This window comes from Kribbella sp. NPDC104218, assembly GCF_055584105.1.
In genome coordinates, this window is record NZ_JBVJMQ010000002.1 from 348,117 (window position 1) to 372,089 (window position 23,973).

The following is a 23,973-nucleotide window of genomic DNA, read 5'->3' on the forward strand; positions in this document are numbered from 1 at the left end:
TCGGCGCGACGGCCGATTTCGCGGTGATCGCCTGTGTACGCATACCTAGAGCCTAGTCCACGTGTCTGCGTGTCACCCGCGGAATTGTCGGTGACGGCTTCTAGCGTCGTCGCCATGACCAGCCCGATGCGCCCGCCGGCCTCGGAACCGCTGACGCCGATCCGCGGTGTCCAGCCGAGTTTCGACGACTTGGGGACGCCGTTGCGCGATCTCACGTTCTGCGTCGTCGACCTGGAGACGACCGGGGGCGCGCCGGGCGAGTCGGGGATCACCGAGATCGGCGCGGTCAAGGTCCGCGGCGGCGCGGTGATCGGCGAGTTCCAGACGCTGGTCAACCCGGCCGACCCGATTCCGCCGTTCATCGCCGTCCTGACCGGCATCACGAACCAGATGGTTGCCGCCTCACCCCGGATCGGCTCGGTGCTGCCGGCGTTCCTGGAGTTCGCCCGCGGCTGCGTCATGGTGGCGCACAACGCGCCGTTCGACATGGGCTTCCTGAAACACGACAGCCTCGTGCACGGGTACGACTGGCCCGATTTCACCGTCGTCGACACCGCGCTGCTGGCCCGCCGGGTGATCACGCCGGACGAAGCGCCGAACTGCAAACTCGGGACGCTGGCCAAACTCTTCCGGACGAAGGTCACCCCGAATCACCGCGCCCTGTCCGACGCGCGGGCGACGGTCGACGTCCTGCACGGGTTGTTCGAGCGGGTCGGATCGCTCGGCGTCCAGACGCTGGAGGATCTGCAGACGTTCTCGTCGCGGGTCGCGCCCGCCGTCCGCGCGAAGCGGCACCTGTCCGAGCAGCTGCCGCACGCGCCGGGCGTGTACCTGTTCACCGATGACCGCGGCGAGGTCCTGTACGTCGGTAAGTCGAAGGACCTGCGCAACCGCGTCCGCTCGTACTTCACGGCGTCCGAGACGCGCAGCCGGATCGGCGAGATGGTCGGGATCGCGACCGGCGTCCGCGGGATCGAGTGCGGGACGTCGCTGGAGGCCGAGGTCCGCGAGCTGCGGCTGATCGCGGAGCACAAGCCGCGGTACAACCGGCGGTCGAAGTTCCCCGAGCGGCAGCACTGGCTGAAAGTCACGGTCGAGCCGTTCCCGCGGCTGTCCCTGGTCAAACAGCTGAAGGACGGCGACGGCGGCTACCTCGGCCCGTTCAGCTCGCGGAAGACCGCGGAGCGGGCGATGGCCGCGCTGCACGAGGCGTTCCCGATCCGGCAGTGCACGGCGCGGATGTCGCGGCGTCCGTCGCTGTCGCCGTGCGTCCTGGCCGAGATGGGCCGCTGCGTGGCGCCGTGCGACGGCCGGATCTCGATGGATTCGTACGGCCAGTTCGTCGACGAGCTGCGGACGGCGCTGATCGCCGACCCGACGCCGGTGATCCAGGCGCTCGACCAGCGGATCGACGTCCTGTCGGCCGGCGAGCGGTTCGAGGACGCCGCCGTGCACCGGGACCGGCTGAGCGCGTTCGTGCGCAGCTCGGCCCGTATGCAGCGGATGGCGTCGCTGACCGGGTGCGCGGAGATCTGCGCGGCCCGGCGGACCGATGACGGCGGCTGGGAGCTGCATGTGATCCGGCGCGGGCGGCTGGCCGCGGCCGGGATCAGCCCGCGCGGCAACGACCCGCGGCGCTATCTCGACATGCTGCGCGCCTCTGCGGAGACGGTGCTGCCAGGGGTCGGGCCGGTCGCTTCGGCGTCCCCCGAAGAGCTGGATCTGATCCTGCGCTGGCTGGACCAGCCCGGTATTCGCCTGGTCGAGGTGGACGGTACGTGGAGCTGCCCGATCACCGGTGCCGGCCGGCACCTGACCAGGCTCGACAACGCCGGGAACGACCTGCAGCACCCGTCCGAACGCCGCCGGATGCGGCCGCTCGGCCCGGCGCGGGCCAGCTGACCCGAGTGCGGCCAACTATGCTTCGGCGGGTTGGGATTTCGAGGGAGAGGACGACATGGTCACCGCGATCGTGTTCATCAAGGCCGATGTCGCGCGCATCCCGGAGGTCGCCGAGCAGGTGGCGGCGATCGAGGGCGTCAGCGAGGTGTATTCCGTGACCGGCGGGCTCGACCTGATCGCGATGATCCGGGTCGCCCGTCACGACGATCTCGCGACGGTGATCCCCGATCACCTGAACCGGGTGCCCGGCGTGCTCAGCACCGAGACGCACATCGCCTTCCGCGCCTACTCGTCGCACGACCTGGAGGCCGCGTTCAGCCTCGGCCAGGAGGACGGCGTCTGAGGTCATTTCCGGGCCCGCGCTGACACGAGCTGAAGTTACGGTGAACGCATGAGCAATCCTCCCGCCGGCTGGTATCCGGATCCGACCGGACAGCCCGACACCATTCGCTGGTGGAACGGGAAGCAGTGGACCAACCGCACCGACCAGGAGGGCGCCGAGGAGCCTGCTGCTCCGGTAGCGGAGTCGGCCGAGGTCGCGGAGGTCCAGGCGCCGGTGTGGGGCGCCACGGCGTCCGGTGGCGGCGTTTCGGCGGGCTCGACCGACAGCGGCTGGTGGACGACGCCGGAGCCGGCTGAGAGCGGTCCGCGGCTGACGGCCGTGGCTGCGACTGGGGACGACGGGCCGAAGGACGACGGCACGGCGGGCGACGGGCTGACGCCGTTCGAGCGGGCTCGGGCGACATGGGGTGCGCCGGAGCTTGCTATCGCGCCGCCTGAGCACTGGACGCAGCGTCCGGTGCCGGAGCCGGGTGCGGATGAGCCGGCTACTGATGCGGGATCGGCTGAGGTTGCTGGGCCTGCGCCGGCGGATGCTGCGCCGACTGGGTGGAAGCTGCGGCTGGCGCCGACTCCGGCGTCCACGGATGAGACTGGTGAAGACTCGGCTGCGGTGAGTGCGGCCGGCAGTTGGGGTGTCGAGACTGGTGACGGCGCCGGGGCTGTGGAGCCGGCTCCGACTGTCGGGTGGGGTGTCGAGCCCGAGCCGACGCCGGATGCGCCGAGCTGGGGTGGCGGGTCGGCGTCCAGTGCGCCGACTGAGGTGAACGCGGCGCCGGAGCCGCAGCCGACTGCTGATGACGGGCAAGGCTGGTCCGCGGTGAGCTGGACCGAGACGCCGAACCCGGTGCGCAAGCCGCATCCGACGCCGGTTGATGACGAGCCGACGCAGGTGCAGTCCGCCTGGGGTGTCGACCCGGAGCTGCAGGAGACGCCCGGCCCGCAGAGCTGGGGCGTAGCGGCCAGCGCGCAGAACCCGACCGAACAGACCATCGAACTGAGCACGACGCCCTGGGGCGAGCAGCCCGACAGCACGCCTCAGTCGGCCGAGTCTTGGGGAGCGCAGCCGGACGCGACGCCGCCGTCCGCTGACAGCTGGGGGACGCAGCCGGACAGCACCCCACAGACGGCCGACGGCACGACGGCGGTGGGCGCTACGTCGGCTGGAGACAGTGCGCCTTGGGGCGATGGCGCTACCTCTTGGACTGCGCAGCCGGACGGAGCTCAGCAGGGCGCCAGCGCCTGGGGCACCGGGCAGCAGGGGGACGTCGGGCCGTGGGGTCAGACGGCTGTCGAGGGACAGCAGGGTGGGCCTTGGGGTGGCGGAGCGGAGCAGACGTCGTCCCAGCAGAGCGGTAGCGCCTGGGGAGGTGGGGCGCCGGAGTCGCAGGGCAGTGAGCAGGGTGGGCCTTGGGCCGGCGCGCAGCAGGCTTGGGGCGCGGATACGGCGACGCCGGAGGCCAAGAGCGGGGCGTGGAGTGGTGCGCCGACTGCTGAGCCGAAGGCCGCTGGGTGGGGTGCCGGGCCGGCGGTGTCGTCGAGTGGCGGCGGGCAGCGCGGAGGCGCCAAGAAGAAGTCTTCCGGCGGCGGGGGTGGCGGCTCCGGCGCGAAGCTGCCGCTGCTGATCGGCGGGGCGATCGCCGTGGTGATGCTGATCGTGGCCGCGGTGTTCCTGATCAAGGGGTCGGGTGACGACAAGCAGGCCGGTCCGGGCGACCCGACGACCCAGCCGACGGCGTCCACCAAACCCGGCCAGTCGAAGGACCCGAAACTGCACGAGGGTGAGCGGGTGTCCGCGGACGCGATCTCGTTCCCGCGCCAGACCGGCGGCTGGTCGGACCGCAAGCGCCTCGTCCCGCAACTGCTCAACTCGAGCGGCCAGTACGTCGTCCTGCAGGAGAAATTCGACGGCCGTAACGACTGGTACGCCGATATCTTCGTCGGTGCCCTGGGCAACGGTTCCGGTTTCGGCGGCGATCCGAAGGCGACCGCGCTGCGGCTCGCGCAGGAGGTCCGCACCAGCCTGTACGGCGATATCGGCGTCACGTCCAAGGCCGGGCCGAACGCCGCCGTCCAGCGCTCGGGCAAGTCCGGCTGGTTCGTCCAGCAGACCGTCACCGCCACCTCGGCCAAGGTGCAGGCCCGCACCCTCACCCTCACCGTCGCCGTCTTCGCCCTCGGCGACGGCACCGCCGTCGCCTACATCAGCGACATCCCCACCACCCGGCCGGACCTGAAAGCCGCCGAGAGCCGGGCCTACCAGGGACTCAACGTTGGCTGACAACGACAACAACCAGACCCCGCCCCCACGCCGCACCGGCCGCCACGCCGCCCCACCCCCCGTAACCCCCCACCGCCGCCCCGACCCCACCCCCGCACCCGCACCCGCACCCCCCACCGGCGCCGACTACTGGTCCGCCGAAACCCCCGCCGAAGACCCCCTCCCCACCGACGTCCTAGGCGGCCAATCCCCAGCCCCACCACCCCCAGCCGCTCAGCCACCCCACGCCCAGGCCCCACAGCCCGGCGAACAGCCCCACACCACCCCAGCCCAAACCGAGCCACACCGCAGCCACCCATCACAGTTCGGCGCCCCCGGCACAGCCCCCTCCCCCGGCACCCAGCCACCGCACACCACTCCGGCACCACGCGACCCGCACCGCACCCAACCACCACAGGTCGGCGGACCCAGCCTGGAACACCCGCACGCCACCCAACCCCCGCCTGCCGTGCCCCCACACAACTGGCAACCACCCCAAGCCGGCGGCCCCAGCCCAGAACAGCCACAGGCCCCCTCCCCTGGCACCCCCGCACCGCACAGCACTCCGGCACCAGGCGAGCCACACCGCAGCCAACCAACACAGGTCGGCGGACCCAGCCTGGAACAACCGCACACCACCCAACCCCCGCCTGCCGTCCCCCCGCACAACTGGCAACCACCGCAGGTCAGCGGGCCCAGCACAGAACGGCCGCAGATCACCTCCCCTGGCACCCGGCCACCGCACGGCACTCGCCCACCAGGCGAGCCGCAGCCCGGCCGACCTCTCCAGGCCGGCGGGCCCGGCGTGGGACAGCTGCACGGCGTACCCCCTCAGAACGGCGGGCCGCAGACAGCTGGTCAGCAGGCGAGTGGAGTTGCGCCACAACCGCCGTACGGTCCGCCCGTTGGCGGTCAGCAGCCCGCACGCCGACAGCCAGCAGCCGAGCAAGCGGCGCCAGGTAGGCAGTCGCCTTTGGGCGGACCTCCACCGGCAGGCCAGCCGATGGCTGGCGAACCACCGGCCGGTGCACAGCCGCCGTACGGGCGAACAGTCGGCGAGCAGCCGCCCGCGCACAGACAGCCCGCAACCGAACAGGCGGCGCCAGCTAGGCAGTCGCCGTTGGATTGGCCTCCACCGGCAGGCCAGCCGACAGCTGGCGAACCACCGGTTGGTGCGCAGCCGCCGTACGGGCGAACAGTCGGCGAGCAGCCGTCCGCGGGCCGACAGCCAGCAGCCGAGCAAGCTGTGCCAGGTAGGCAGCCGTCGTTGGACGCGCCACGAGCGGTTGGCCAACCGTTCGCTGGTGGCCCGCCAAGCGGCGGGCAATCGCCGTACGGTCCACCGGATGGCGGGCAACCGCCCGCGGGCACGCATGCGACAGCCGGGCAGGCGACGGCTGGTTCGCAGCCGCCAACAGGTGGGCGTCCGCCGACAGCTGGTGAACCACCGGTCGGTGGGCAGCCGCCGTACGGACGGCCAGCTGGCGGGCCGCTGGCCGCGGACGGGCAACAGCTGGTCGGCGGGCACGCCTCGGCTAGCGGACTGTCGCCGTTGGACGGACCGGCACCACACGGCCAACCTTCGGCTGGTGGACCGCAGAGCGGTGGGCAGCCGCCGTACGGTCCGCCGGGTGGCGGGCCGTTGGCCGTGGGTGGGCAGGCCTCGGCTAGTGGACAGACGCCGCTGGATGGGCCACCGGCTGGTCGAGCATCGGTTGGCGGACAGCCGCCGACGGGTGGGCAACGACCAGCAGGTCAGCCGTCGGCTGGTGGGACGCCGGGTGGCGGGCAATCGTTCGCGGGTAGACAGCCTGCGGCTGGGCAAGCGGCAACAGGCGGACAGTCGTCGCTGGACGGGCCGCCGAACGGTCAACCGTTGGCTGGCAGGACGCCGGAAGGCGGGCAACCGCCGTACGGACCGCCGGTTGGCGGGCAGCAGCCCGCGGGTAGGCAGCCAGCAGTCGAGCAAGCGGCAGCTGGTGGGCAATCGGCGGTAGGTGGGCCACAACCGACTGGTCGTCCGTTGGCTGGCGGGACGCCGGGTGGCGGGCAGCCGCCGTACGGTCCGCCGGTTGGTGGGCCGTTGGCCGTGGGCGGGCACGCCTCGGCTGGTGGACAGTCGCCGACGGGTGGGCAACGGCCGGCAGGTCAGCCGTTGGCTGGCGGGATGCCGGGAGGCGGGCAACCGCCATACGGTCGGCCGGGCGGCGGACAGCCGTCGTTGGACGGGCCGCCGAACGGTCAGCCGTTAGCTGGTGGGACGCCGGGAGGCGGGCAACCGCCGTACGGACCGCCGGGTGGCGGGCAGACGTTCGCGGGTAGGCAGCCTGCGGCTGGGCAAGCGGCGAGTGGTGGGCAGGCGTCGTTGGACGGGCCGCCGAACGGTCAGCCGTTAGCTGGTGGGACGCCGGGAGGCGGGCAACCGCCGTACGGACCGCCGGGTGGCGGGCAGCCGTTCGCGGGTAGGCAGCCTGCGGGTGGGCGTGCGCCGGGTGGGGCGGCGGGTGGTGGGGGGTTGTTTTCGCGGGAGGTGGGTGCGGTGCCTGAGGCTGAGGGGTATGGGTTGGTGGCTGGGCGGAGTGAGGAGCGGCGGGCTCGGTTGGTGGGGGCGCTGGTGCTGGTGCTGGCGGCGCTGGCGGTGACCGGGTTGAGTGTGGGGTGGATCTGGACGCGGGCGGACGCCGTGTCGCCGGTGGCGTTGCCGTCGGGGCCGCCGCCGGGGCTGAAGACGGTGGATCCGACGGTGAAGCCTTCGGAGACGCCGCCGCCGCAGGGGCGGGTGGTCGGCGCGCAGATTGTTGCTGCGAGCAACGACACGATGCCGATCATGGGCTCGGCGTGGGGGAACACCGGCGAGCGGACCAAGCTGTTCGGCGGCGCCGCGATCTGGCTGAACGTGCACGAGAACTACAACGGCTCGGCCGACTGGGGCAACTACGTCGCGTTCGGTCAGCTGGCGCCTGAGGTCAAGGTGACCAGGACGCCGGCCGGGCTGAAGGCGGCCGCGACGCAGGCCGGCTCGCGGGCGCTGATCGGGCTGTACGGCGACAACCCGAAGATCTCCGGGACGACGCACAAGGCGATCACCGTCGACGGCCACCCGGGCCACGAGATCACCACCCGGGTCGCGGTCAGCGCGCCGAAGCTCAAGGAGACGTTCTCCACCGTGCTGATCGCCGTCATCGATCGCGGCGACGGGACCGTCGCGGTCTCGATCGGCGACATGGCCGGCAGCACCCCGGAGTGGACCGCGGTCTGGCGCACCAAGGTGAGCCAGATCAAGATCAACCGCTGAACAAGCCGACGCCCACCACCCGGTAACACGAACCCGGTGGTGGGCGTCGAGCGTGCGGCCGGCGGCCGCGACGAGGTTGGTGGGTGGTGGCGGTCGGCCTACGCCTGGCGAACCTGCGCCGCGGCGGCGATCCAGTTGTCGAGGACGTCGCGCGCGGCGCCGGAGTCCAGCGCTTCGGCCGCCTGGGACATCCCCGCGCGGATCCGCTCGGTGATCGGCCCCTCGACCGGGTGGTAAGCAGCCAGCGCCGCCCCCGCATTGAGGACGACGACGTCGCGGACGGCGCCCGGCTCGCCGTCCAGCAGCGCCCGCACCACCTTCGCGTTGTAGACCGCGTCCCCACCCCGAAGCGCCTCGGCGGACACCGGCTCGATCCCGAGCTCCCGCGGGTCCAGCGTGAACGGCCCCTCGACCGCTCCCCCGCCGACAACCCAGATCTGGGACGTCGTCCGCGTGGTCAGCTCGTCGAGCCCGTCGTCGCCGTGGAAGACCAGCGCGTCGATCCCGCGCCGGGCCAGCACGCCGGCCATCAGCCCGGCGACGCGCGCGTCGCCGACGCCGACCGCCTGCGCGGACGGGTCGCCCGGGTTCGCCAGCGGGCCGAGGAAGTTGAACGTCGTCGGCACCCCCAGCTCCCGGCGCGGGACGGCGGCATGCCGCAGGGCAGGGTGGAAGGCGGGCGCGAAGCAGAACGTGATCCCGGCCCGCTCCCCCACCTCGGCGACCTGCGCCGCGGTCAGGTCCAGCGGGATGCCCAGCTCGGCCAGAACGTCGGCCGCACCGCACGCGGACGACGCCGCCCGGTTGCCGTGTTTGACGACCTTGGCCCCGGCGCCCGCGGCGACGATCGCGGACATCGTGCTGATGTTCACAGTGTGGGCCTGGTCACCGCCGGTGCCGACGACGTCCAGCGTCCGTCCGGGGACCGTGATCCGGGTGGCGAAGTCGCGCATCGTCGCGACCAGCCCCTCGACCTCGGTGACGGTCTCGCCCTTGGCCCGCAGCGCGACCACGAACCCGGCCAGCTGCGCCGGTGAGGCCGCGCCGGACAGGATCTGCTCCATCGCCCACGCGGTGGCGTCGGCCTCCAGGTCCTCGCGCCGCAGCAGCGGGTTGAGGATCTGCGGCCAGGTGTAGGCGGCCACCTGCGTCAGGAGGTGACGGCGGGCAGCTTGGCGATCCGCTCGCGCAGGACGGCGGCGGTCACCTCGGCGAGCCGGATCGGGTCGATCGGGTGCGAGACCGCGGCCTCGGCGCGCGACCAGGTCGCCAGCCAGGCGTCCTGCGGACGGCCGGTGATGACGAGGATCGGCGGGCACTGGAAGATCTCGTCCTTCAGCTGCCGGGCGATGCCCATGCCGCCGGCCGGAACGGCCTCGCCGTCCAGGATGGCCAGGTCGATCCCGCCCTTGTCCATGGTCTTGATCACGGCCGGCTCGGTGGCGCACTCGACGTACTCGAGCTCGGGCAGATCGGCCGCGGGCCGCTTGCCCAGGGCCAGCCGGACGGACTCCCGCGTCGTACGGTCGTCGCTGTAGACCAGCACCTTCAGACTCATCGATCCATCCCAAAACTCAGTGCGGAAATGACTGGACACCGCAGATGTTACCGGGGCGCCTGCTCGGCCCGCCGCGCCTGTTCCTCCAGGCGGTCCAGCCGGCGGTCCTCACGGCGCGCCTCCCGCCGCGAATCCCGCACCCATTGCACGAACAGGACGGCGAAGAACACCAGCCCGACGATGTCGCCGGAGCCCCACAACAGCCCGCCCGCGAGGTACTGGTCCTCCAGCGGGGACGGCGGCCAGGACCGTTCGAAGCTGGTGTACCAGTCCTCCGCGATCAGCGTGTTCGCCGACATGATCGTGATCCCGAGGAACGCGTGGAACGGCAACGTGAGGAACGTCATGATGAGCCGGAACGGGTAGATCACCTTCCCCGGCACCGGGTCCAGGCCGAGCAGCGGCCAGAAGAACAGCGATCCGACCAGGATGAAGTGCAGATGCAGCAGGTCGTGCAGCAGCGCGGAGCGCAGCGTCGCGTCGTAGATGCCGCTGAAGTAGAGCGCCCAGGGGCTCAGGACGAACAGCGCGAAGCCGATCAGCGGGAAGCACAGCACCCGCGCGAACCCCGAATGCAACACGGAGAGCAACCATTTCCGCGGCCGCAGCGGCAGCGTGCGCAGCGCCAGCGTGACCGGCGCGCCGAGCGCCATCATCAGCGGCGTCAGCATCGACAGGATCATGTGCTGGGCCATGTGGACGCTCAGCAGCACCGTGTCGTACGCGCCGATCGCCGACTGCGTGGCCACGATCGCGCTCCCCAGGCCGCCGCCGACGAACGCGAACGTCCGGCCGCGGGACCATTTGTCCCCCCGTTTGCGGAGCCGGTGGACGCCGTACAGGTAGATCGCGCCGATGACGACGATCACACCGAGTAACACCGGTTCGACCGACCAGCCGGTCAGCAGCCGCTGCGGCGTGAACGGCGCGATCTGGTCACCGGGCCCGGCGTGGAGGGGAAGCACCCGTCCACAGTAGAAAGCGCCAGTTTCCGACATGCATGGGGGTGGTCGTAGTACTTCGTAGGCGGACCGACATAATGACGGCGTGGCCACTGCAACCGCGCTCCCAGCGTCTCGTGAACACGGACACCACGACCGTCCCAACATGGTCAGTGTCGGCACGATCGTCTGGCTCTCGAGCGAACTGATGTTCTTCGCCGCTCTGTTCGCGGCGTACTTCACGATCCGGTCGGTGACGACCGCCGCCGTCCCGGAAGGGGCGGAGACGCTCTGGGACGCCTCGACGGCGATGCTGAACATCCCGTTCGCGCTGATCAACACGCTGATCCTGGTGCTGTCGTCCGTGACGTGCCAGTTCGGCGTGTTCGCGGCCGAGCACGGCCGGGTCGGCCGGGTCGGTTCGGCGCTGAACGTCCTCAAGTGGGGTATGCGTGAGTGGTTCATCCTCACCTACCTGATGGGCGCGGTCTTCATCGCCGGCCAGGTGACGGAGTACGCCACGCTCATCCACGAGGGCGTCACGATCGCGTCCTCGCCGTACGGGTCGGTGTTCTACCTGACCACCGGGTTCCACGGCCTGCACGTGACCGGCGGCCTGATCGCCTTCGTGTACGTCCTGGCCAGGACGTACATGGCCCGCAAGTTCACCCACGAACAGGCCGTCTCGGCGATCGTCGTGTCGTACTACTGGCACTTCGTCGACGTCGTCTGGATCGCCCTGTTCGCGACCATCTACCTGCTCAAATGAGTGAGAAGAGAACCTCCTTGTCACCGGCGCGCTTTCTCTCCGCGCGACGACGGCACCGGTCCGCCGGCCTCGTCGTGCTTCTGTTCGGCCTCCTGGCTGTGGGCTCGGCGTACGCCGCTTTCGCCCCCGGCGCCGCGGTGGCCGACAACTCGGCTCAGTCCCAGCAGATCGAAGAGGGCAAGAAGCTCTTCGCGGTCGGTTGCTCGAGCTGCCACGGTCTGAACGCCGAAGGCGGTGGCAACGGTGAGGGCGACCTGGCCGGGCCGTCGCTGATCGGCGTCGGCGCGGCCGCGGTCGACTTCCAGGTCGGCACCGGCCGGATGCCCGCGATGCAGCCGGGTGCGCAGATCCCGCGCAAGACCCCCGCCTACACGCCGGAGGAGATCGAGGCCCTGGCCGCGTACGTCGCCTCGCTCGCCACGGGCCCGGCGGTCCCCGCGACCGACTCGTACGACATCAGCAAGGCCACCGACGAGCAGGTCACCCGCGGCGGCGAGCTGTTCCGGACGAACTGCACGGCGTGCCACAACTTCGCCGGCAAGGGCGGCGCGCTGCCGAACGGCCGCTACGCCCCCTCGCTGATGAACGTGGACCCGAAGCACATCTACGAGGCCATGCTCACCGGCCCGCAGCAGATGCCGGTGTTCTCCGATCAGGTGCTGCAGCCTGAGGACAAGCGCGACATCATCGCCTACCTGCACGCGCTGCAGGAGCAGAAGGACCCGGGCGGCTTCGGTCTCGGCCGGCTCGGCCCGGTCTCCGAAGGCCTCTGGGGCTGGCTGGTCGGTATCGGCCTGCTGGTCTGCGTCGCGGTCTGGATCGGCGCCAAGGGCGTCAAGGCCAAGGGAGCGAAGGCCGAATGAGCGAGAAGAATCTGCCGGTGAAGGCGGACGACGAGCACCACGGCGCGGTCGAGGTGGCCGAGCCGATCGCGGATCCGGGTCTGGAGCCGCACGAGTACCGGATCCAGGACGTCGACCCGAAGGCGGCCGACCGCGTCGAGCGCCAGGTCGCGCTGATGTTCTCGCTGGCCGGTCTGCTCTCGCTGGGCGCCTGTGTCGCGTACTTCGCGATCCCGCGGGACGCGACGCTGGTGTTCGGCCCGCTGTCGGGTAACGCGAACAACATGACGCTCGGCATCACGCTGGGGCTGGCCCTGTTCCTGATCGGGGCGGGCGCCATCCAGTGGGCCAAGAAGCTGATGGTCGACACCGAGGTCGTCGAGTACCGGCACGACGCCAACTCCTCGCCGGAGCAGAAGGCCGATATCATCGGCGGCTTCCAGGAGGGCGTGGCGGAGTCCGGGTTCACCCGGCGCAAGCTGATCCGCCGCTCGCTGCTGGGCGCGATGGGTCTGCTCGGTCTGCCGGCCGTCGTCCTGCTGCGTGACCTCGGCCCGCTGCCGGGCCGGGCGCTCTACAACACCATCTGGGCCAAGGGCATCCGGGTCGTCAACGACGTCACCGATCGTCCGATCAAGCCGTCCGACCTGATCGTCGGTCAGCTGGTCAACGCCGCTCCCGCCAACCTGGCTCCGCTGCAGGAGGAGAGCGCGGTCGAGTACCAGAACGCCAAGGCGAAGGCCGCGGTGATCGTCGTCCGGATCGAGCCCAGCAAGATCCGCACCCAGGCCGGGCGGGAGAACTGGGGTATCGACGGCATCCTGTGCTACTCCAAGATCTGCACCCACGTCGGCTGCCCGATCTCCTTGTACGAGCAGACCACGCACCACGTGCTCTGCCCGTGCCACCAGTCGACCTTCGACCTGGCCGACAGCGCCAAGGTCGTCTTCGGCCCTGCCGCTCGCCCGCTGCCGCAGCTACCGTTGGCAGTGGACTCGGAGGGGTACCTGGTCGCACAAAGCGGCTTCACCGAGCCGGTCGGCCCGAGCTTCTGGGAACGAGGGTGACACCAGTGTCCGAAACCAAGGAAAAGCCCGCGACCGCGGAGTTCCCGCCGCCGGTCAAATGGGTCGACGATCGGCTCGGCATCGGCAAGCTCGGCCGGAAGAACCTGCGCAAGGTCTTCCCGGACCACTGGTCGTTCATGCTCGGCGAGATCGCGCTCTACAGCTTCATCATCCTGATCCTGACCGGTATCTTCCTGACGCTGTGGTTCAAGCCGTCGATGGCCGAGGTCGAGTACCAGGGCTCGTACAGCCTGCTCAAGGGTCTGCACATGTCCGAGGCGTACGCCTCGACGCTGGACATCTCGTTCGACATCCGCGGCGGTCTGCTGATGCGGCAGATCCACCACTGGGCCGCGATCCTGTTCGTCGCCTCGATGATGGTGCACCTGCTGCGCATCTTCTTCACCGGCGCGTTCCGCAAGCCGCGTGAGCTGAACTGGGTGATCGGCTTCGGGATGCTGTTCCTCGGCATCATCGAGGGCTTCATCGGCTACGGCCTGCCCGACGACCTGCTGTCCGGGACCGGGCTGCGGATCACCCAGGGCATGATCCAGGCCTCGCCGGTGGTCGGCACGTACATGAGCTTCTTCATCTTCGGCGGCGAGTTCCCCGGTGACGACTTCGTCTCCCGGTTCTTCACCGTCCACGTGCTGCTGATCCCGGGCCTGATCCTGGCCCTCGTCACCGTGCACCTGTTCCTGGTCGTGTACCACAAGCACACCCAGTACCCCGGCCCCGGCCGGACCGAGAAGAACGTCGTCGGCTACCCGCTGATGCCGGTCTACATGGCCAAGGCGGGCGGCTTCTTCTTCGTCGTCTTCGGCATCACCGCCCTGATGGGCGCGCTGCTGCAGATCAACCCGGTCTGGCTGTACGGGCCGTACAACCCGGCCGAGGTGACGGCGGGCTCGCAGCCCGACTGGTACATGGGCTGGCTGGAAGGGTCGGTCCGGCTGATGCCGGGCTTCGAATCGGAGTTCTGGGGGGTGACCCTGAGCTGGAACCTGCTGATCCCGGCTCTGATCGTCCCGCCGGCCTTCGTGACGCTGGTCGCGCTCTACCCGTTCATCGAGGGCTGGATCACCGGTGACAAGCGCGAGCACCACCTGCTCGACCGGCCGCGTAACGTGCCGACCCGGACCGGGATCGGCGCCGCGTTCATCACGTTCTACGGCCTGCTCTGGATCGGCGGCGGTAACGACCTGATCGCGACCCACTTCGGCGTCTCGCTCAACAGCGTCACCTGGTTCCTGCGAATCGCCGTGTTCGTCGGCCCGGTCGTCGCGTTCTGGGTGACCCGGCGGATCGCGATCTCGCTGCAGCGCGCCGACAACGAGCGGCTCCTGCACGGCCTGGAGTCCGGCATCATCGTGCGCTCCCCCGACGGCTCGTACTCGGAGAAGCACACCCCGATCTCGAACTACGAGGCCTACGAGCTCACCGCTCGCGAACGCCTCGTCCCGTACGAGGTCGGCCCGGAGACCGACGACAACGGCGTCCGCGCCCCGCGCCGGGCCCTCAACAAGCTCCGGGCCCGCCTGAGCCGCTTCTACTACGCGGACGCGGTTCAGAAGCCCACCGCCGCCGAGATCGAGGAGGCCCACTCCCACGGTCACGACGACGACCTCCACGAGTTGACCGACTCGGACAACTTCCACGAGATCACCCCGGACCGTCACTGACAGTCCCCCGAAACGCCCCGGCTCACCCGAGCCGGGGCGTTTTCGTTTGCCGTGCAGAAGCTTGCCTCTTCTTCCGAAATGCCGGAAACTTCTTCCAAATTTCGAGAGATGGAGGCCCGCCCGTGCCACCAGAAATGTCCCGACGGCAGGCGTTGTCCCTGGCCGGAGCCGCGACCGCGGCCGGAATCGCCGGACCCGGCGCGGTGCTCCCGGCGGCCGCCGTGGCCGCCGGCGCGCTGGCCGCGAGCTCGGCCGTGGAGCCGAATGTGCAGGAGGCGCTGAGGTGGTGGGTGCCGCAGCGGCAAGTGTGGACGCCGGTGGGGTGGAAGGATCACCTGTTCCGGTTCGACGTCTTCTACAACGGGACGACGGTGTGCCAGCCGGCGGTGGCGCTGCCGGTGGGTAGTCCCAAGCCGTACCTGGACCAGTTCCGGGGTAAGGACTTCCAGGTCACGCCGGTGATGCCGGACCGCGGGAAGATCCCGCCGATGCCGACAGCGCCGTACTACATGCACCGGGGCGACTTCGGCGTCGGCATCCAGGGCTGGCGGGAGGACAAGCACACGCCGGTGCTCTGGACCGAACATCGGCGGCAGGAGGGGCTGGTACTGCGTCAGTCCACGTTCGCGCACCTACGTGGCGCACCGGACGTCCAGACGGCGCTGGAGCCGATCTACGCCTGGACGCGGTTCTCCGTCGAGCAGGTCAACGAGGTGCGGGCGCCTGCCACCTTCACCTTCGTCCTGCGGCTCAGCAAGGCGTTCATCAAGCACTACATCGACCCGCCACAGCAGCAGGAGGCGTTCGTCACCATGCAGGTGACGCCCTCGGCCGCGCCGCTGGGTTCGGCGCTGTCGATCGAGCCGGTTTTCAACCCCGGCCCGAAGCCGGTGCCGGCCCGGGTGTTCGATGCTGCTGGAAACGTGCGGATGTCGGTCAGCGTCCCCGGCGCCACCAGCCTGACCGCGGTCGCCGGTGGCGTGTACGACCTCAAGGTGGTCATCCCGGTCCGCAAGGGCGCGTACGTCGACGTCCTGGTCCCGATGCTGCCGCAGCCGCGGGCCGAGTTCGACGCCGAGGTGGCCCTCGGGTACGACGGTGCGCTCGCTCAGGCGGAGACGTACTGGGCGAAGAAGCCCGCGACCGCTGCGACGATCCGGACGCCGGAGCCGTACGTCGACCAGTTCTTCCGGCGCAGCGTCCAGCTGGCCGAGATCATCGCGGAGAAGAGCCCCGACACCGGCAAACGGACGTTCCTGTCCGGCTCCTACGGCTACGACCTGCTGTGGAGTACACCGACCTCCATGGTCAGCCACATGTTCCTGGACCTGCTCGGTCACCACGACGTCGTGGCCTCGCACCTCGAGCTGTACCTCGCCGTCCAGGGCGTCCGGACGCCGCCCGGCGCGGCGTACGCGACGATCGGCAAGGAAGGCTTCTTCGCGACTCCGGAGTCCCTGCAGGCGTTCGACTGGATCACCGACCACGGTGCGATCCTGGAGGCGGCCAGCCGGCACGCGCTGCTGAGCCGGAACGCCGCGTTCATCAACCGATGGACGACGCCGATCGTCAAGGCCTGCGACTTCATCAAACGGGCCTGTGCCGCGACCAACCACCAGGGCGTGCACAAGCTGATGCCGCCGGCCAAGAGCAACGACACCGGTGTCGAGCAGCAGTCCATCTCGATCCAGGCCTGGAGCTACCGCGGTCTGACCAGCGCTGTGCAGCTGCTGCGGCGGATCGGGCATCCGAGGGCAGCCGAGTTCGCTGCGGTCGCCGAGAGCTTCCGCACCGCGTATGTGGCCGCAATGCGGCAAGCCGCCGCCGATGCGCCCAAGTGGACGGCGCCGGACGGTTCCAAGCACCCGGTGCTGCCCAGCAAGTTCTTCGGGCCGGAGAGCCCCTGGCCAGACCTTGAGGCGTTCGACACCGGCGCACTGATGTCGGTATGGGCCGGTCTGATGCCTGCCGACGACCCGCTGATGAAGTCGTACGTGGAGTTCTACCGGGTCGGTCCGAACGTCGCCAACTTCGATCCTGCGCACCACACCGCACTGGACCGCGTAGTCCTCGACCATGAACAGAGCAGTGGTGAGCCCTGCTACAGCTGGAACCTGTTCCACAGCTGGCAGCGCGCGGACCGCGGGCGCTTCCTGGAGGGGCTCTACGGTCTGCTGACCGGAGCGGTTTCGCCGGACACCTACATCTCCGGTGAGCACCGGCACGGCATGTACGGCACGCTCTTCGTGCAGCCGCTCATCACCTGGTCCGCCCGGCACGCCGTCATCGACGACTCCCTCGCACCAGGTGAGCTGCATCTGCTGCGGCTCTGTCCGCAGGCATGGCTCTCCCCCGACACCGAAACGGTCTTCGACGCGATGCCCACGCTGTATGGCCCGATGTCGCTGCGCTTCCGGCTGTCAAGCGACCGGACGACGCTCAACGTCACCCACTCGACGACGTGGGCCGAGGCGCCGCAGCGGATCACGGTCCACAAGCCTGTCGACGGGCTTCGCCTCGTCGTGAACGGATCGGAGGTCCGGTGATGCGCAGCCGACTACTCGCCGCAGCGCTGCTGATCGGCGCTTCGCTGACCACTGCGACGCCGGCGTCCGCCGCGGGACCCGTTCTGGACGTCACCGGCGACGGACGGGCCGACATGGTCGTCCGCCAGGACGGCAAGCTGTACGTCGACGTCCACACCGGCCAGTCCGGATCGAACCCGTGGACTCGCCGCTACTACACCGACACGTTCGGCTGGGACATCGTCCGGCGGCTCTACCTGTCCGACGCTACCGGCGACGGCCGACCTGACCTGGTAGCGATCTTCAACGACAACACACTGCACGTGTACCCGCACAACGGACAGTCCGGCGATGCGGCCAAGTGGTTGACGCCGTACGCGACGGGCCAGTCCGGCTGGGATATCGCGGACTGGGTCGGTATGGGCGACCTGACTGGCGACGGCAAACCGGACATCGTCGCCCGGTACCCAGCTGATGGCAGTCTCTGGGTCTACCCGCACAACGGCCGCAGCGGCACCGCAGCGAACTGGGACGCGCCGTACAGCATCGGTGTGAACTGGATGGCGTCGACGGCACTCCTGCTCGGGGATGTGGACGCCGATGGGCTGACGGACCTGGTCAGCCGGGACGCAGCGGGCAACCTGAGCGTCTACCTGGCCGGATCGGGCCGAGTGGTCGCCGCAGGCGGTGGATGGAACTTGGCGAGCGTCATGCTGCTCCAGGACGTGACCGGGGACGGCAAGCTCGACATGTTCGTCCGGGACGGCGGCGGCAAGGGCTGGGTCTACCCGCACAGTGGCGCCACCACGGGTAACCCCTGGACGGCGGGTCGGTACGAGGCGGGTAACGGCGTCGGTTCGGCGTCCGCGCTGGTTCTGTAGACGTACCGAGGCCCTCAGCGCCGTTCTGCGGGGCTGAGGGCCTCAGGTGTACTCGGGGCTCAGGAGAGGGCGGAACCCTTCTTGTAGGTGGCGTAGGGGACGTTCCAGTCGGCCCAGCCGTTGCCCATCTGCATGTAGCGGGTGGAGCCGGTGACGACGATGGGGTCGCCGCGGAGGGTCTGGTTGAAGAACCATTGGCCGTTGGCGAGGCTCATGCCGACGCAGCCGTGGCTGACGTTGGCCGAGCCCTGGCTGCCGCTGGACCAGGGGGCGCCGTGGACGAACTCGCCGGAGCTGGTGACCCGCTGGGCCCATTTGACGTCGTGGATGTCGTAGTACTCCGGGTCGCCGGGCTGGATGCCGACGGTGCGGGCGTCCATCCGCTTGGTGGCGAACTTCTCCATGATGACCTTGGTGCCGCTGCGGGTGGTGAACCCGGACTTACCGGCGGTGATCGGGATGGTGCGGGCCAGTTTGCCGTTGATCGTGACCGTCATCGTGTGCTTCTTGATGTCGACCTTGGAGACGACCGACTTGCCGATCGCGAACTTGATCTCCCGGCTGGCGGCGCCCCAGGTGCCGTTCCCGGCGTTCACGCCGGCGGTGTCGATGTTCACCGTCACCTTGGTGCCGGCCGGCCAGTAGACCTTCGGCCGGTAGTTCACCTGCTTGCTGTTCAGCCAGTACCAGCTGCCCTCGACCGGGATCGAGGTCTTGATCGACAGCCGCTTCTCGACCGCGGCGCGGTCCTTGATCGGGTTGTTCCAGTAGATCTGGATCGGCAGCGCGACGCCGACGGTCTCGCCGTTCAGCGGGACGACGGAGGCCTTCAGGTTCTTGGCCGCCTTCAGGGTCTTGAACGTCGAGCTGATCGGCACGCTCGCGCCGTCCGTCCCCTCGGCGGTCCCGCTGACCGTGTAGGCCATGTTCGGCCGCAGCTCGGGCTTCGACGTCCAGACCGTCTTGTCGGCGTTGAACTCACCCGCCAGCGCGTCACCCGCGCCGCTCTTGACGGTGACCGCCGTGAGCTTGCCGCCGGTGCTCGTGACGGTGACCGGCTTGTCGGGCTGGACGGACGTCGCGCCCTTGGCCGGGACCACCGCGACACTGGCCGCGGAGGGGTTGTCGGACGGTTTCGTGGACTCGCTGGGGTTCGCCGACGAGCTCGGCCCGCCGCTACTCTGCGTGGTGCTCGCGGACGGCTGCCCACCGGCGCCCGGCTCGCTGTCACTACACGCGGTGCCGGCCAGCAACATCACGCAGATCCCCGTCACGGCCAGGCCGTGCTTCCTGCTCACCATTTCCCCAGTACTCCCCTGCATCTGTAGACCGCCGCCCAGCGTAACCCGTCGTTCCTGAGACGCACGAAAGCGCCGCCCGGTTGGCTCCCGGACGGCGCTTTCGGTACGGCGTTCGATCAGTGGGCGTGATCCCCGCGGTAGTACTCGAAGATGAACCCGGACAGCGTGATGATCCCGAGCGCACAGCCGGCGATGAACAGCCACCAGCCGATGACGACGCCGAGGACGACGACCGACAGGGTCAGCGCGCAGTGCAGCGGCCACCACGAGTGCGGCGGGAAGAACCCGAGCTCACCGGCGCCGTCGGCGATCTCGGCGTCCTTGCGGTCCTCCGGGCGCTCGTCCATCCGGCGGGCGGTGATGGTCAGGTAGAACGCGACCAGCAGCGACAGGAAGAACGTCATCACCAGCGCGGTGGTGCCGGTCGGGTCCTCCGACATCAGCCAGTAGATCGGCGTGACGACCAGGACGAACACACTCAGGATCCCGAAGACCCAGGCTTCGATCTTCACGCCTCGTCCTTCCCGTCGGTCCCGGTGGTCTTGCCCTTGGCGATGTTCTCCTGCAGGTTCTCGACCCGGCCCTCGTCCTCACCGGCGTCCAGCAGGTTGTCGGCGGAGGCCTTGTTGGCCGGGTACTCGGCCAGGGCGATGTCGGCGTGGTGCAGGTCGAACGCCGGGCTCTCGGACCGGATCCGCGGCAGCTTGGTGAAGTTGTGCCGCGGCGGGGGCGAGCTGGTCGCCCACTCCAGCGACCGGCCCCAGCCCCACGGGTCGTCGACGCCGACCAGCGGCGCCTTCCGGGACTTGTAGACGTTGTAGAAGAACGGCAGCATCGACATGCCCAGCACGAAGGCGCCGACGCTGGAGACCTCGTTCAGCGTGGTGAACCCCTCGTTGGCGCCGTACGACGCGTAGCGCCGCGGCATCCCCTCGACGCCCAGCCAGTGCTGCACCAGGAACGTCGTGTGGAAGCCGATGAACAGCAGCCAGAAGTGCAGCTTGCCGAGCCGCTCGTCGAGCATCCGGCCGGTGAACTTCGGCCACCAGAAGTAGAACCCGGCGAACATCGCGAACACGACCGTGCCGAAGACGACGTAGTGGAAGTGCGCGACCACGAAGTACGAGTCGGACAGCTGGTAGTCCAGCGCCGGGGAGGCCAGGATGATGCCGGTCAGGCCGCCGAACAGGAAGGTCGTCAGGAAGCCGATCGACCAGAGCATCGGGGTGTCGAAGGACACCGATCCGCCCCAGATCGTGCCGATCCAGTTGAAGAACTTCACCCCGGTCGGGACCGCGATCAAGAACGTCATGAACGAGAAGAACGGCAGGTTCACCGCTCCGGTGACGAACATGTGGTGCGCCCAGACCGCCACCGACAGGACGGCGATGCCGAGGGTCGCGCTGACCAGGCCGATGTAGCCGAAGACCGGCTTGCGGCTGAAGACCGGCAGGATCTCGGTGATGATGCCGAAGAACGGCAGCGCGATGATGTAGACCTCGGGATGGCCGAAGAACCAGAACAGGTGCTGCCACAGCAGCGGCCCGCCGTTCGCGGCGTCGAAGACATGGGCCCCGAGTAACCGGTCGGCCTCCAGCATCAGCAGCGCGCCGGCCAGGATCGGGAACGCGATCAGCACCAGGATCGAGGTGACCAGGATGTTCCAGGTGAACATCGGCATCCGGAACATCGTCATGCCCGGAGCGCGCATGGTGATGATCGTGGTGACGAAGTTCACCGCGCCGAGGATGGTGCCCAGACCGGCCATCCACAGACCCATGATCCACAGGTCGCCGCCGATTCCGGGTGAGCGGACGGCGTTCGACAGCGGCGCGTAGGCGAACCAGCCGAAGTCGGCCGCGCCGCCCGGCGTGAAGAAACCGCTGATCGTGATCAGGCCGCCGAACAGGAACAGCCAGAAGCTGAACATGTTGAGCCGCGGGAACGCGACGTCCGGGGCGCCGATCTGGATCGGCATGATCTCGTTCGCGAACCCGACGAACAGCGGGGTCGCGAACAGCAGCAGCATGATCGTGCCGTGCATCGTGAAGAGCTGGTTGTAGACCTCTTCGTTGACGATCTGCAGGCCGGGCTTGGCCAGCTCGGCGCGGATGACCAGCGCCATCACACCGCCGATCAGGAAGAACGCGAACGAGGTGATCAGGTACATGTGCCCGATCAGCTTGTGGTCGGTCGTGGTCAGCCACTTGACCGCGATCTGGCCCTTGCTGCGGCGGCGCGGCAGGGCGGTCGAGCCGACAGCGCCGCTGCGCTCGGCGAAGTCCGTCACTTCTCGCCTTCCTTCTTCTCGCCGTGACCCGGAATGGTCGTGGCGTCCGAGCCGCCGGTCGCGGCCCCGGTCTGGCCCTTCGCGGCCAGCTCCTTGAGGTGCGCGTCGTACTCGGCGCGCTCGACGACCCGGACGGTGAAGATCATCCGGCTGTGGTAGAGCCCGCAGAGCTCGGCGCACTTCCCGGCGAACGTGCCGGTCTTGGTCGGCGTGAGCTCGAACTTGTTGGTCCGGCCCGGGATCACGTCGAGCTTGAAGTAGAACGCCGGCACCCAGAACGAGTGGATGACGTCGGGTGAGGTCAGATCGAACTGGATCTTCTCGCCCACCGGCAGCACCAGCTCGGCCGGCTTGTCCAGCGTTCCGGTCTCCCAGACGCCCTGGTGACCGTCGACGGTGTCCTTGTAGTTGAAGGTCCACTGCCACTGCTGGCCGACCACGTTCACCGTGTGCGTCGGGTTGCCCGACATCGCGGTGATCTTGTTGCCGTGCTCGACGGTGTAGAAGAAGAGCACGCCGATGATCGCGAACGGCGCCAGCGTGTAGAGCACCTCGAGCGGCAGGTTGTACCGCACCTGCTTGGGTGCGTCCTCGTTCCGCTTGCGGTACCGGACCACGACGTACAGGATCAGCGCCCAGACCGCCACACCGACGATCATGGCCGCGATCCACGCGCCGACCCACAGGCTGCGGACAGCCTCGGTCCGGTCCGATGCGCCCTCGGGCAGACCGATGCGTTTCCACTGCTCAGTGGTCTCCGGCGAGCAACCGGTCATCAGCAGGGTGCCGAGCACCACTGCCGCGCCGGCCAGTAGCCGCCGTTTCGCCGGACGTGTGGCGGCGGCAGGACCTGCCGCGCTCTTCACTCCGGGCGTGCCGTTCGAACCCACGGGGCGCCTTTCCCTTCCCAAGTGAGACTGACGACCAAACACTACTGGACACCGTTCGCCGTCTCGCGCATAGGTAGGCCTTAGCGTTTCCCGTGTGAATGAGCGTGTCTACCTGGACGCCGCGTCGGCGGAGGTCCTGCATCCCGCCGCGCGGGAAATGTTGCTCTCGGCAGTGGATTCCGGGTGGGCCGATCCGGTGCGCCTGCACCACGAGGGACGGACCGCCCGGCTGCTGCTGGACAACGCCCGTGCGGTCCTGGCCGAGGCGGTCGGCGTCCGCCCGGACGAGCTGTACCTGACCACCTCCGGGACGGCGGCCATCCGCACCGGGCTCAGCGCCGTCCGCACGGCGCGCAGGCGGGTCGGCGACACCGTCGTCCACAGCGCGGTCGAGCACTCCGCCGTCCTGCACACCGCCGGCACAGCGGCCACGGAGGTGGGCGTGGACATGAGCGGCCGGGTCGATCTGGCCGCCTTCCGGGCCGCAGTGCGGCAGCCAGGCGTAGCGGTGGCGGCGCTGCAGTCCGCCAACCATGAGGTCGGGACGCGGCAGCCGATCGAGGCGGCCGCTGAGGCATGTGGCGACGTACCGCTACTTGTGGACGCCGCCGCCTCGCTCGGCCACGACGCCGTCCCGGCAGGCTGGTCGGTACTGACGGCGAGCGCACACAAGTGGGGTGGGCCGGCCGGTGTCGGGTTGCTGGCGGTGCGGAAGGGCGTCCGGTTCACGCCGGCCTGGCCGATGGACGAGCGGGAGGACGGCCTCTCCCCCGGCTTCCCCGACGTTCCGAACCTGCTGGCCGCCGCTGCGGCGCTCCAGGCCCGGCTAACCGAGGCGCGCGAGCTGAACGCCCAGCACCGGGCCTGGATCGCGGAGGTTCGTCAGCGAGTGGCCGCTGATGTCCCGGACGTCGAGGTGGTGGGCGACCCGGTGGACTGTCTCCCCCACGTCCTCACCTTCTCGTGCCTCTACGTGGACGGCGAGGCGCTCGTCACCGCTCTGGACGCGGAGGGCTTCTCTGTCTCCAGCGGCTCCGCCTGTACGTCCAGCACGCTGCGGCCGTCCCACGTCCTGGCCGCGATGGGTGTGCTCACCCACGGCAACGTCCGCATCTCCCTGGCCCGGACGACGACATACACCGAGATCGACCGCTTCTGCAGCGTGCTGCCGGGGATCGTGCAGCGGATCCGGGCCGAGGTGGGGATGTGAACCTCGAGCTGGACTGCCGTGGGCTGCTGTGCCCACTCCCGGTGATCAAACTGGCCAAGGCGCTACCGACGGTGGCTGTCGGCGACACCATCACTGTGCTGGCCGATGACCCGGCCGCCGCGACGGACATCCCGGCCTGGTGCCGGATGCGGGCGCAGGAGCTGGTCAGCGCGGCGGAAAATACGTATGTGGTCCGGCGGGTCAGCTGACACACTCCGCGA

Annotated in this window: 20 protein-coding genes; 13 read left to right on the forward strand and 7 right to left on the reverse strand. The window is 69.6% G+C overall.

Translation table 11 applies throughout. The features are described 5' to 3' along the window. The first annotated feature begins 114 nt into the window (after positions 1–114). From ACZ6ZD_RS17675 to ACZ6ZD_RS17695, 5 genes are all read left to right on the forward strand, one after another. A complete protein-coding gene (locus ACZ6ZD_RS17675) occupies positions 115–1,902 on the forward strand; it encodes a DEDD exonuclease domain-containing protein (protein WP_465673287.1) in 1,788 nt (595 codons plus the stop codon). Positions 1,903–1,957: 55 nt separating this feature from the next. Continuing rightward, on the forward strand, positions 1,958–2,245 hold the full coding sequence (locus tag ACZ6ZD_RS17680; protein WP_171670351.1) for an Lrp/AsnC family transcriptional regulator: 288 nt from the start codon (positions 1,958–1,960) through the stop codon (positions 2,243–2,245). Between the two features lie 48 nt (positions 2,246–2,293). Beyond that, positions 2,294–4,522 carry a DUF2510 domain-containing protein gene (locus ACZ6ZD_RS17685; protein WP_465673289.1) on the forward strand — a complete coding sequence of 743 codons (2,229 nt, stop codon included), beginning with the start codon at positions 2,294–2,296 and terminating at the stop codon, positions 4,520–4,522. Positions 4,523–6,189: 1,667 nt separating this feature from the next. Further along, on the forward strand, positions 6,190–6,498 hold the full coding sequence (locus tag ACZ6ZD_RS17690; RefSeq protein ID WP_465673291.1) for a hypothetical protein: 309 nt from the start codon (positions 6,190–6,192) through the stop codon (positions 6,496–6,498). Between the two features lie 542 nt (positions 6,499–7,040). Continuing rightward, positions 7,041–7,796: a hypothetical protein gene (locus tag ACZ6ZD_RS17695; protein WP_465673293.1), complete on the forward strand. Its 756-nt coding sequence runs from the start codon at positions 7,041–7,043 to the stop codon at positions 7,794–7,796. A gap of 98 nt (positions 7,797–7,894) precedes the next feature. On the opposite strand, the gene trpD is transcribed toward ACZ6ZD_RS17695, so the two are convergent. Genes trpD through ACZ6ZD_RS17710 form a run of 3 tightly spaced genes read right to left on the reverse strand, consistent with a single transcriptional unit; the run spans position 7,895 to position 10,319 of the window. Then, the gene (trpD, locus tag ACZ6ZD_RS17700; protein ID WP_465673295.1) at positions 7,895–8,941 is read right to left on the reverse strand and encodes an anthranilate phosphoribosyltransferase; all 1,047 of its coding nucleotides are present in this window, start codon (positions 8,939–8,941) and stop codon (positions 7,895–7,897) included. A 5-nt stretch (positions 8,942–8,946) separates the two neighbouring features. Then, the gene (locus ACZ6ZD_RS17705) at positions 8,947–9,354 is read right to left on the reverse strand and encodes an Rv3143 family two-component system response regulator (protein WP_465673297.1); all 408 of its coding nucleotides are present in this window, start codon (positions 9,352–9,354) and stop codon (positions 8,947–8,949) included. A 47-nt stretch (positions 9,355–9,401) separates the two neighbouring features. Then, a complete protein-coding gene (locus ACZ6ZD_RS17710) occupies positions 9,402–10,319 on the reverse strand; it encodes a cytochrome c oxidase assembly protein (RefSeq protein ID WP_465673299.1) in 918 nt (305 codons plus the stop codon). A gap of 82 nt (positions 10,320–10,401) precedes the next feature. Between ACZ6ZD_RS17710 and ctaE the strand changes: the two genes are divergently transcribed. The 6 genes from ctaE (at position 10,402) to ACZ6ZD_RS17740 (ending at position 18,061) form a co-directional block, all read left to right on the forward strand. Beyond that, the gene (ctaE, locus tag ACZ6ZD_RS17715; RefSeq protein WP_465673301.1) at positions 10,402–11,064 is read left to right on the forward strand and encodes an aa3-type cytochrome oxidase subunit III; all 663 of its coding nucleotides are present in this window, start codon (positions 10,402–10,404) and stop codon (positions 11,062–11,064) included. Then, complete coding sequence (gene qcrC / locus ACZ6ZD_RS17720) at positions 11,061–11,927, forward strand: cytochrome bc1 complex diheme cytochrome c subunit (RefSeq protein WP_465673303.1); 867 nt, start codon at positions 11,061–11,063, stop codon at positions 11,925–11,927. The genes ctaE and qcrC overlap by 4 nt, the downstream gene beginning before the upstream one ends. Next, entirely contained in the window at positions 11,924–12,973 is a 1,050-nt protein-coding gene (gene qcrA / locus ACZ6ZD_RS17725; RefSeq protein WP_465673305.1) for a cytochrome bc1 complex Rieske iron-sulfur subunit, read from the forward strand. The genes qcrC and qcrA overlap by 4 nt, the downstream gene beginning before the upstream one ends. Further along, positions 12,970–14,655: a cytochrome bc1 complex cytochrome b subunit gene (qcrB, locus tag ACZ6ZD_RS17730; protein ID WP_465673307.1), complete on the forward strand. Its 1,686-nt coding sequence runs from the start codon at positions 12,970–12,972 to the stop codon at positions 14,653–14,655. Before qcrA ends, qcrB begins: the two co-directional genes overlap by 4 nt. Positions 14,656–14,777: 122 nt before the next feature. After that, positions 14,778–17,201, forward strand: a complete 2,424-nt coding sequence (locus tag ACZ6ZD_RS17735; RefSeq protein WP_465673309.1) for a hypothetical protein — start codon at positions 14,778–14,780, stop codon at positions 17,199–17,201. Further along, positions 17,201–18,061 (forward strand): FG-GAP repeat domain-containing protein, encoded by an 861-nt coding sequence (locus ACZ6ZD_RS17740; RefSeq protein ID WP_465673311.1) that lies wholly within the window; start codon positions 17,201–17,203, stop codon positions 18,059–18,061. Before ACZ6ZD_RS17735 ends, ACZ6ZD_RS17740 begins: the two co-directional genes overlap by 1 nt. A gap of 59 nt (positions 18,062–18,120) precedes the next feature. Here the strand turns inward: ACZ6ZD_RS17740 and ACZ6ZD_RS17745 are convergent, their stop codons facing one another. The 4 genes from ACZ6ZD_RS17745 to ctaC form a co-directional block, all read right to left on the reverse strand. Then, positions 18,121–19,362, reverse strand: a complete 1,242-nt coding sequence (locus ACZ6ZD_RS17745; protein ID WP_465673313.1) for a L,D-transpeptidase — start codon at positions 19,360–19,362, stop codon at positions 18,121–18,123. Between the two features lie 116 nt (positions 19,363–19,478). Beyond that, positions 19,479–19,874 carry a cytochrome c oxidase subunit 4 gene (locus ACZ6ZD_RS17750; RefSeq protein WP_465673315.1) on the reverse strand — a complete coding sequence of 132 codons (396 nt, stop codon included), beginning with the start codon at positions 19,872–19,874 and terminating at the stop codon, positions 19,479–19,481. After that, complete coding sequence (ctaD, locus tag ACZ6ZD_RS17755) at positions 19,871–21,607, reverse strand: aa3-type cytochrome oxidase subunit I (protein WP_465676062.1); 1,737 nt, start codon at positions 21,605–21,607, stop codon at positions 19,871–19,873. Before ctaD ends, ACZ6ZD_RS17750 begins: the two co-directional genes overlap by 4 nt. 41 nt (positions 21,608–21,648) lie before the next feature. Beyond that, the gene (ctaC, locus tag ACZ6ZD_RS17760; protein WP_465673317.1) at positions 21,649–22,542 is read right to left on the reverse strand and encodes an aa3-type cytochrome oxidase subunit II; all 894 of its coding nucleotides are present in this window, start codon (positions 22,540–22,542) and stop codon (positions 21,649–21,651) included. Positions 22,543–22,636: 94 nt separating this feature from the next. Between ctaC and ACZ6ZD_RS17765 the strand changes: the two genes are divergently transcribed. Both ACZ6ZD_RS17765 and ACZ6ZD_RS17770 read left to right on the forward strand, forming a co-directional pair. Continuing rightward, positions 22,637–23,752, forward strand: coding sequence for a cysteine desulfurase family protein (locus ACZ6ZD_RS17765; RefSeq protein WP_465673319.1), 1,116 nt, complete (start codon positions 22,637–22,639; stop codon positions 23,750–23,752). Further along, positions 23,749–23,961, forward strand: a complete 213-nt coding sequence (locus ACZ6ZD_RS17770) for a sulfurtransferase TusA family protein (protein ID WP_465673321.1) — start codon at positions 23,749–23,751, stop codon at positions 23,959–23,961. Before ACZ6ZD_RS17765 ends, ACZ6ZD_RS17770 begins: the two co-directional genes overlap by 4 nt. The last annotated feature ends 12 nt before the right edge of the window (positions 23,962–23,973 follow it).

Excerpts from the sequence above, each read along its gene's own strand:
- ACZ6ZD_RS17675 (WP_465673287.1), top strand. The coding sequence starts at position 115 with ATGACCAGCCCGATGCGCCCGCCGGCCTCGGAACCGCTGACGCCGATC.
- ACZ6ZD_RS17680 (WP_171670351.1), top strand. The coding sequence starts at position 1,958 with ATGGTCACCGCGATCGTGTTCATCAAGGCCGATGTCGCGCGCATCCCG.
- ACZ6ZD_RS17685 (WP_465673289.1), top strand. The coding sequence starts at position 2,294 with ATGAGCAATCCTCCCGCCGGCTGGTATCCGGATCCGACCGGACAGCCC.
- ACZ6ZD_RS17690 (WP_465673291.1), top strand. The coding sequence starts at position 6,190 with ATGGGCCACCGGCTGGTCGAGCATCGGTTGGCGGACAGCCGCCGACGG.
- ACZ6ZD_RS17705 (WP_465673297.1), bottom strand. The coding sequence starts at position 9,354 with ATGAGTCTGAAGGTGCTGGTCTACAGCGACGACCGTACGACGCGGGAG.
- qcrC (WP_465673303.1), top strand. The coding sequence starts at position 11,061 with ATGAGTGAGAAGAGAACCTCCTTGTCACCGGCGCGCTTTCTCTCCGCG.
- qcrA (WP_465673305.1), top strand. The coding sequence starts at position 11,924 with ATGAGCGAGAAGAATCTGCCGGTGAAGGCGGACGACGAGCACCACGGC.
- ACZ6ZD_RS17740 (WP_465673311.1), top strand. The coding sequence starts at position 17,201 with ATGCGCAGCCGACTACTCGCCGCAGCGCTGCTGATCGGCGCTTCGCTG.
- ACZ6ZD_RS17745 (WP_465673313.1), bottom strand. The coding sequence starts at position 19,362 with ATGGTGAGCAGGAAGCACGGCCTGGCCGTGACGGGGATCTGCGTGATG.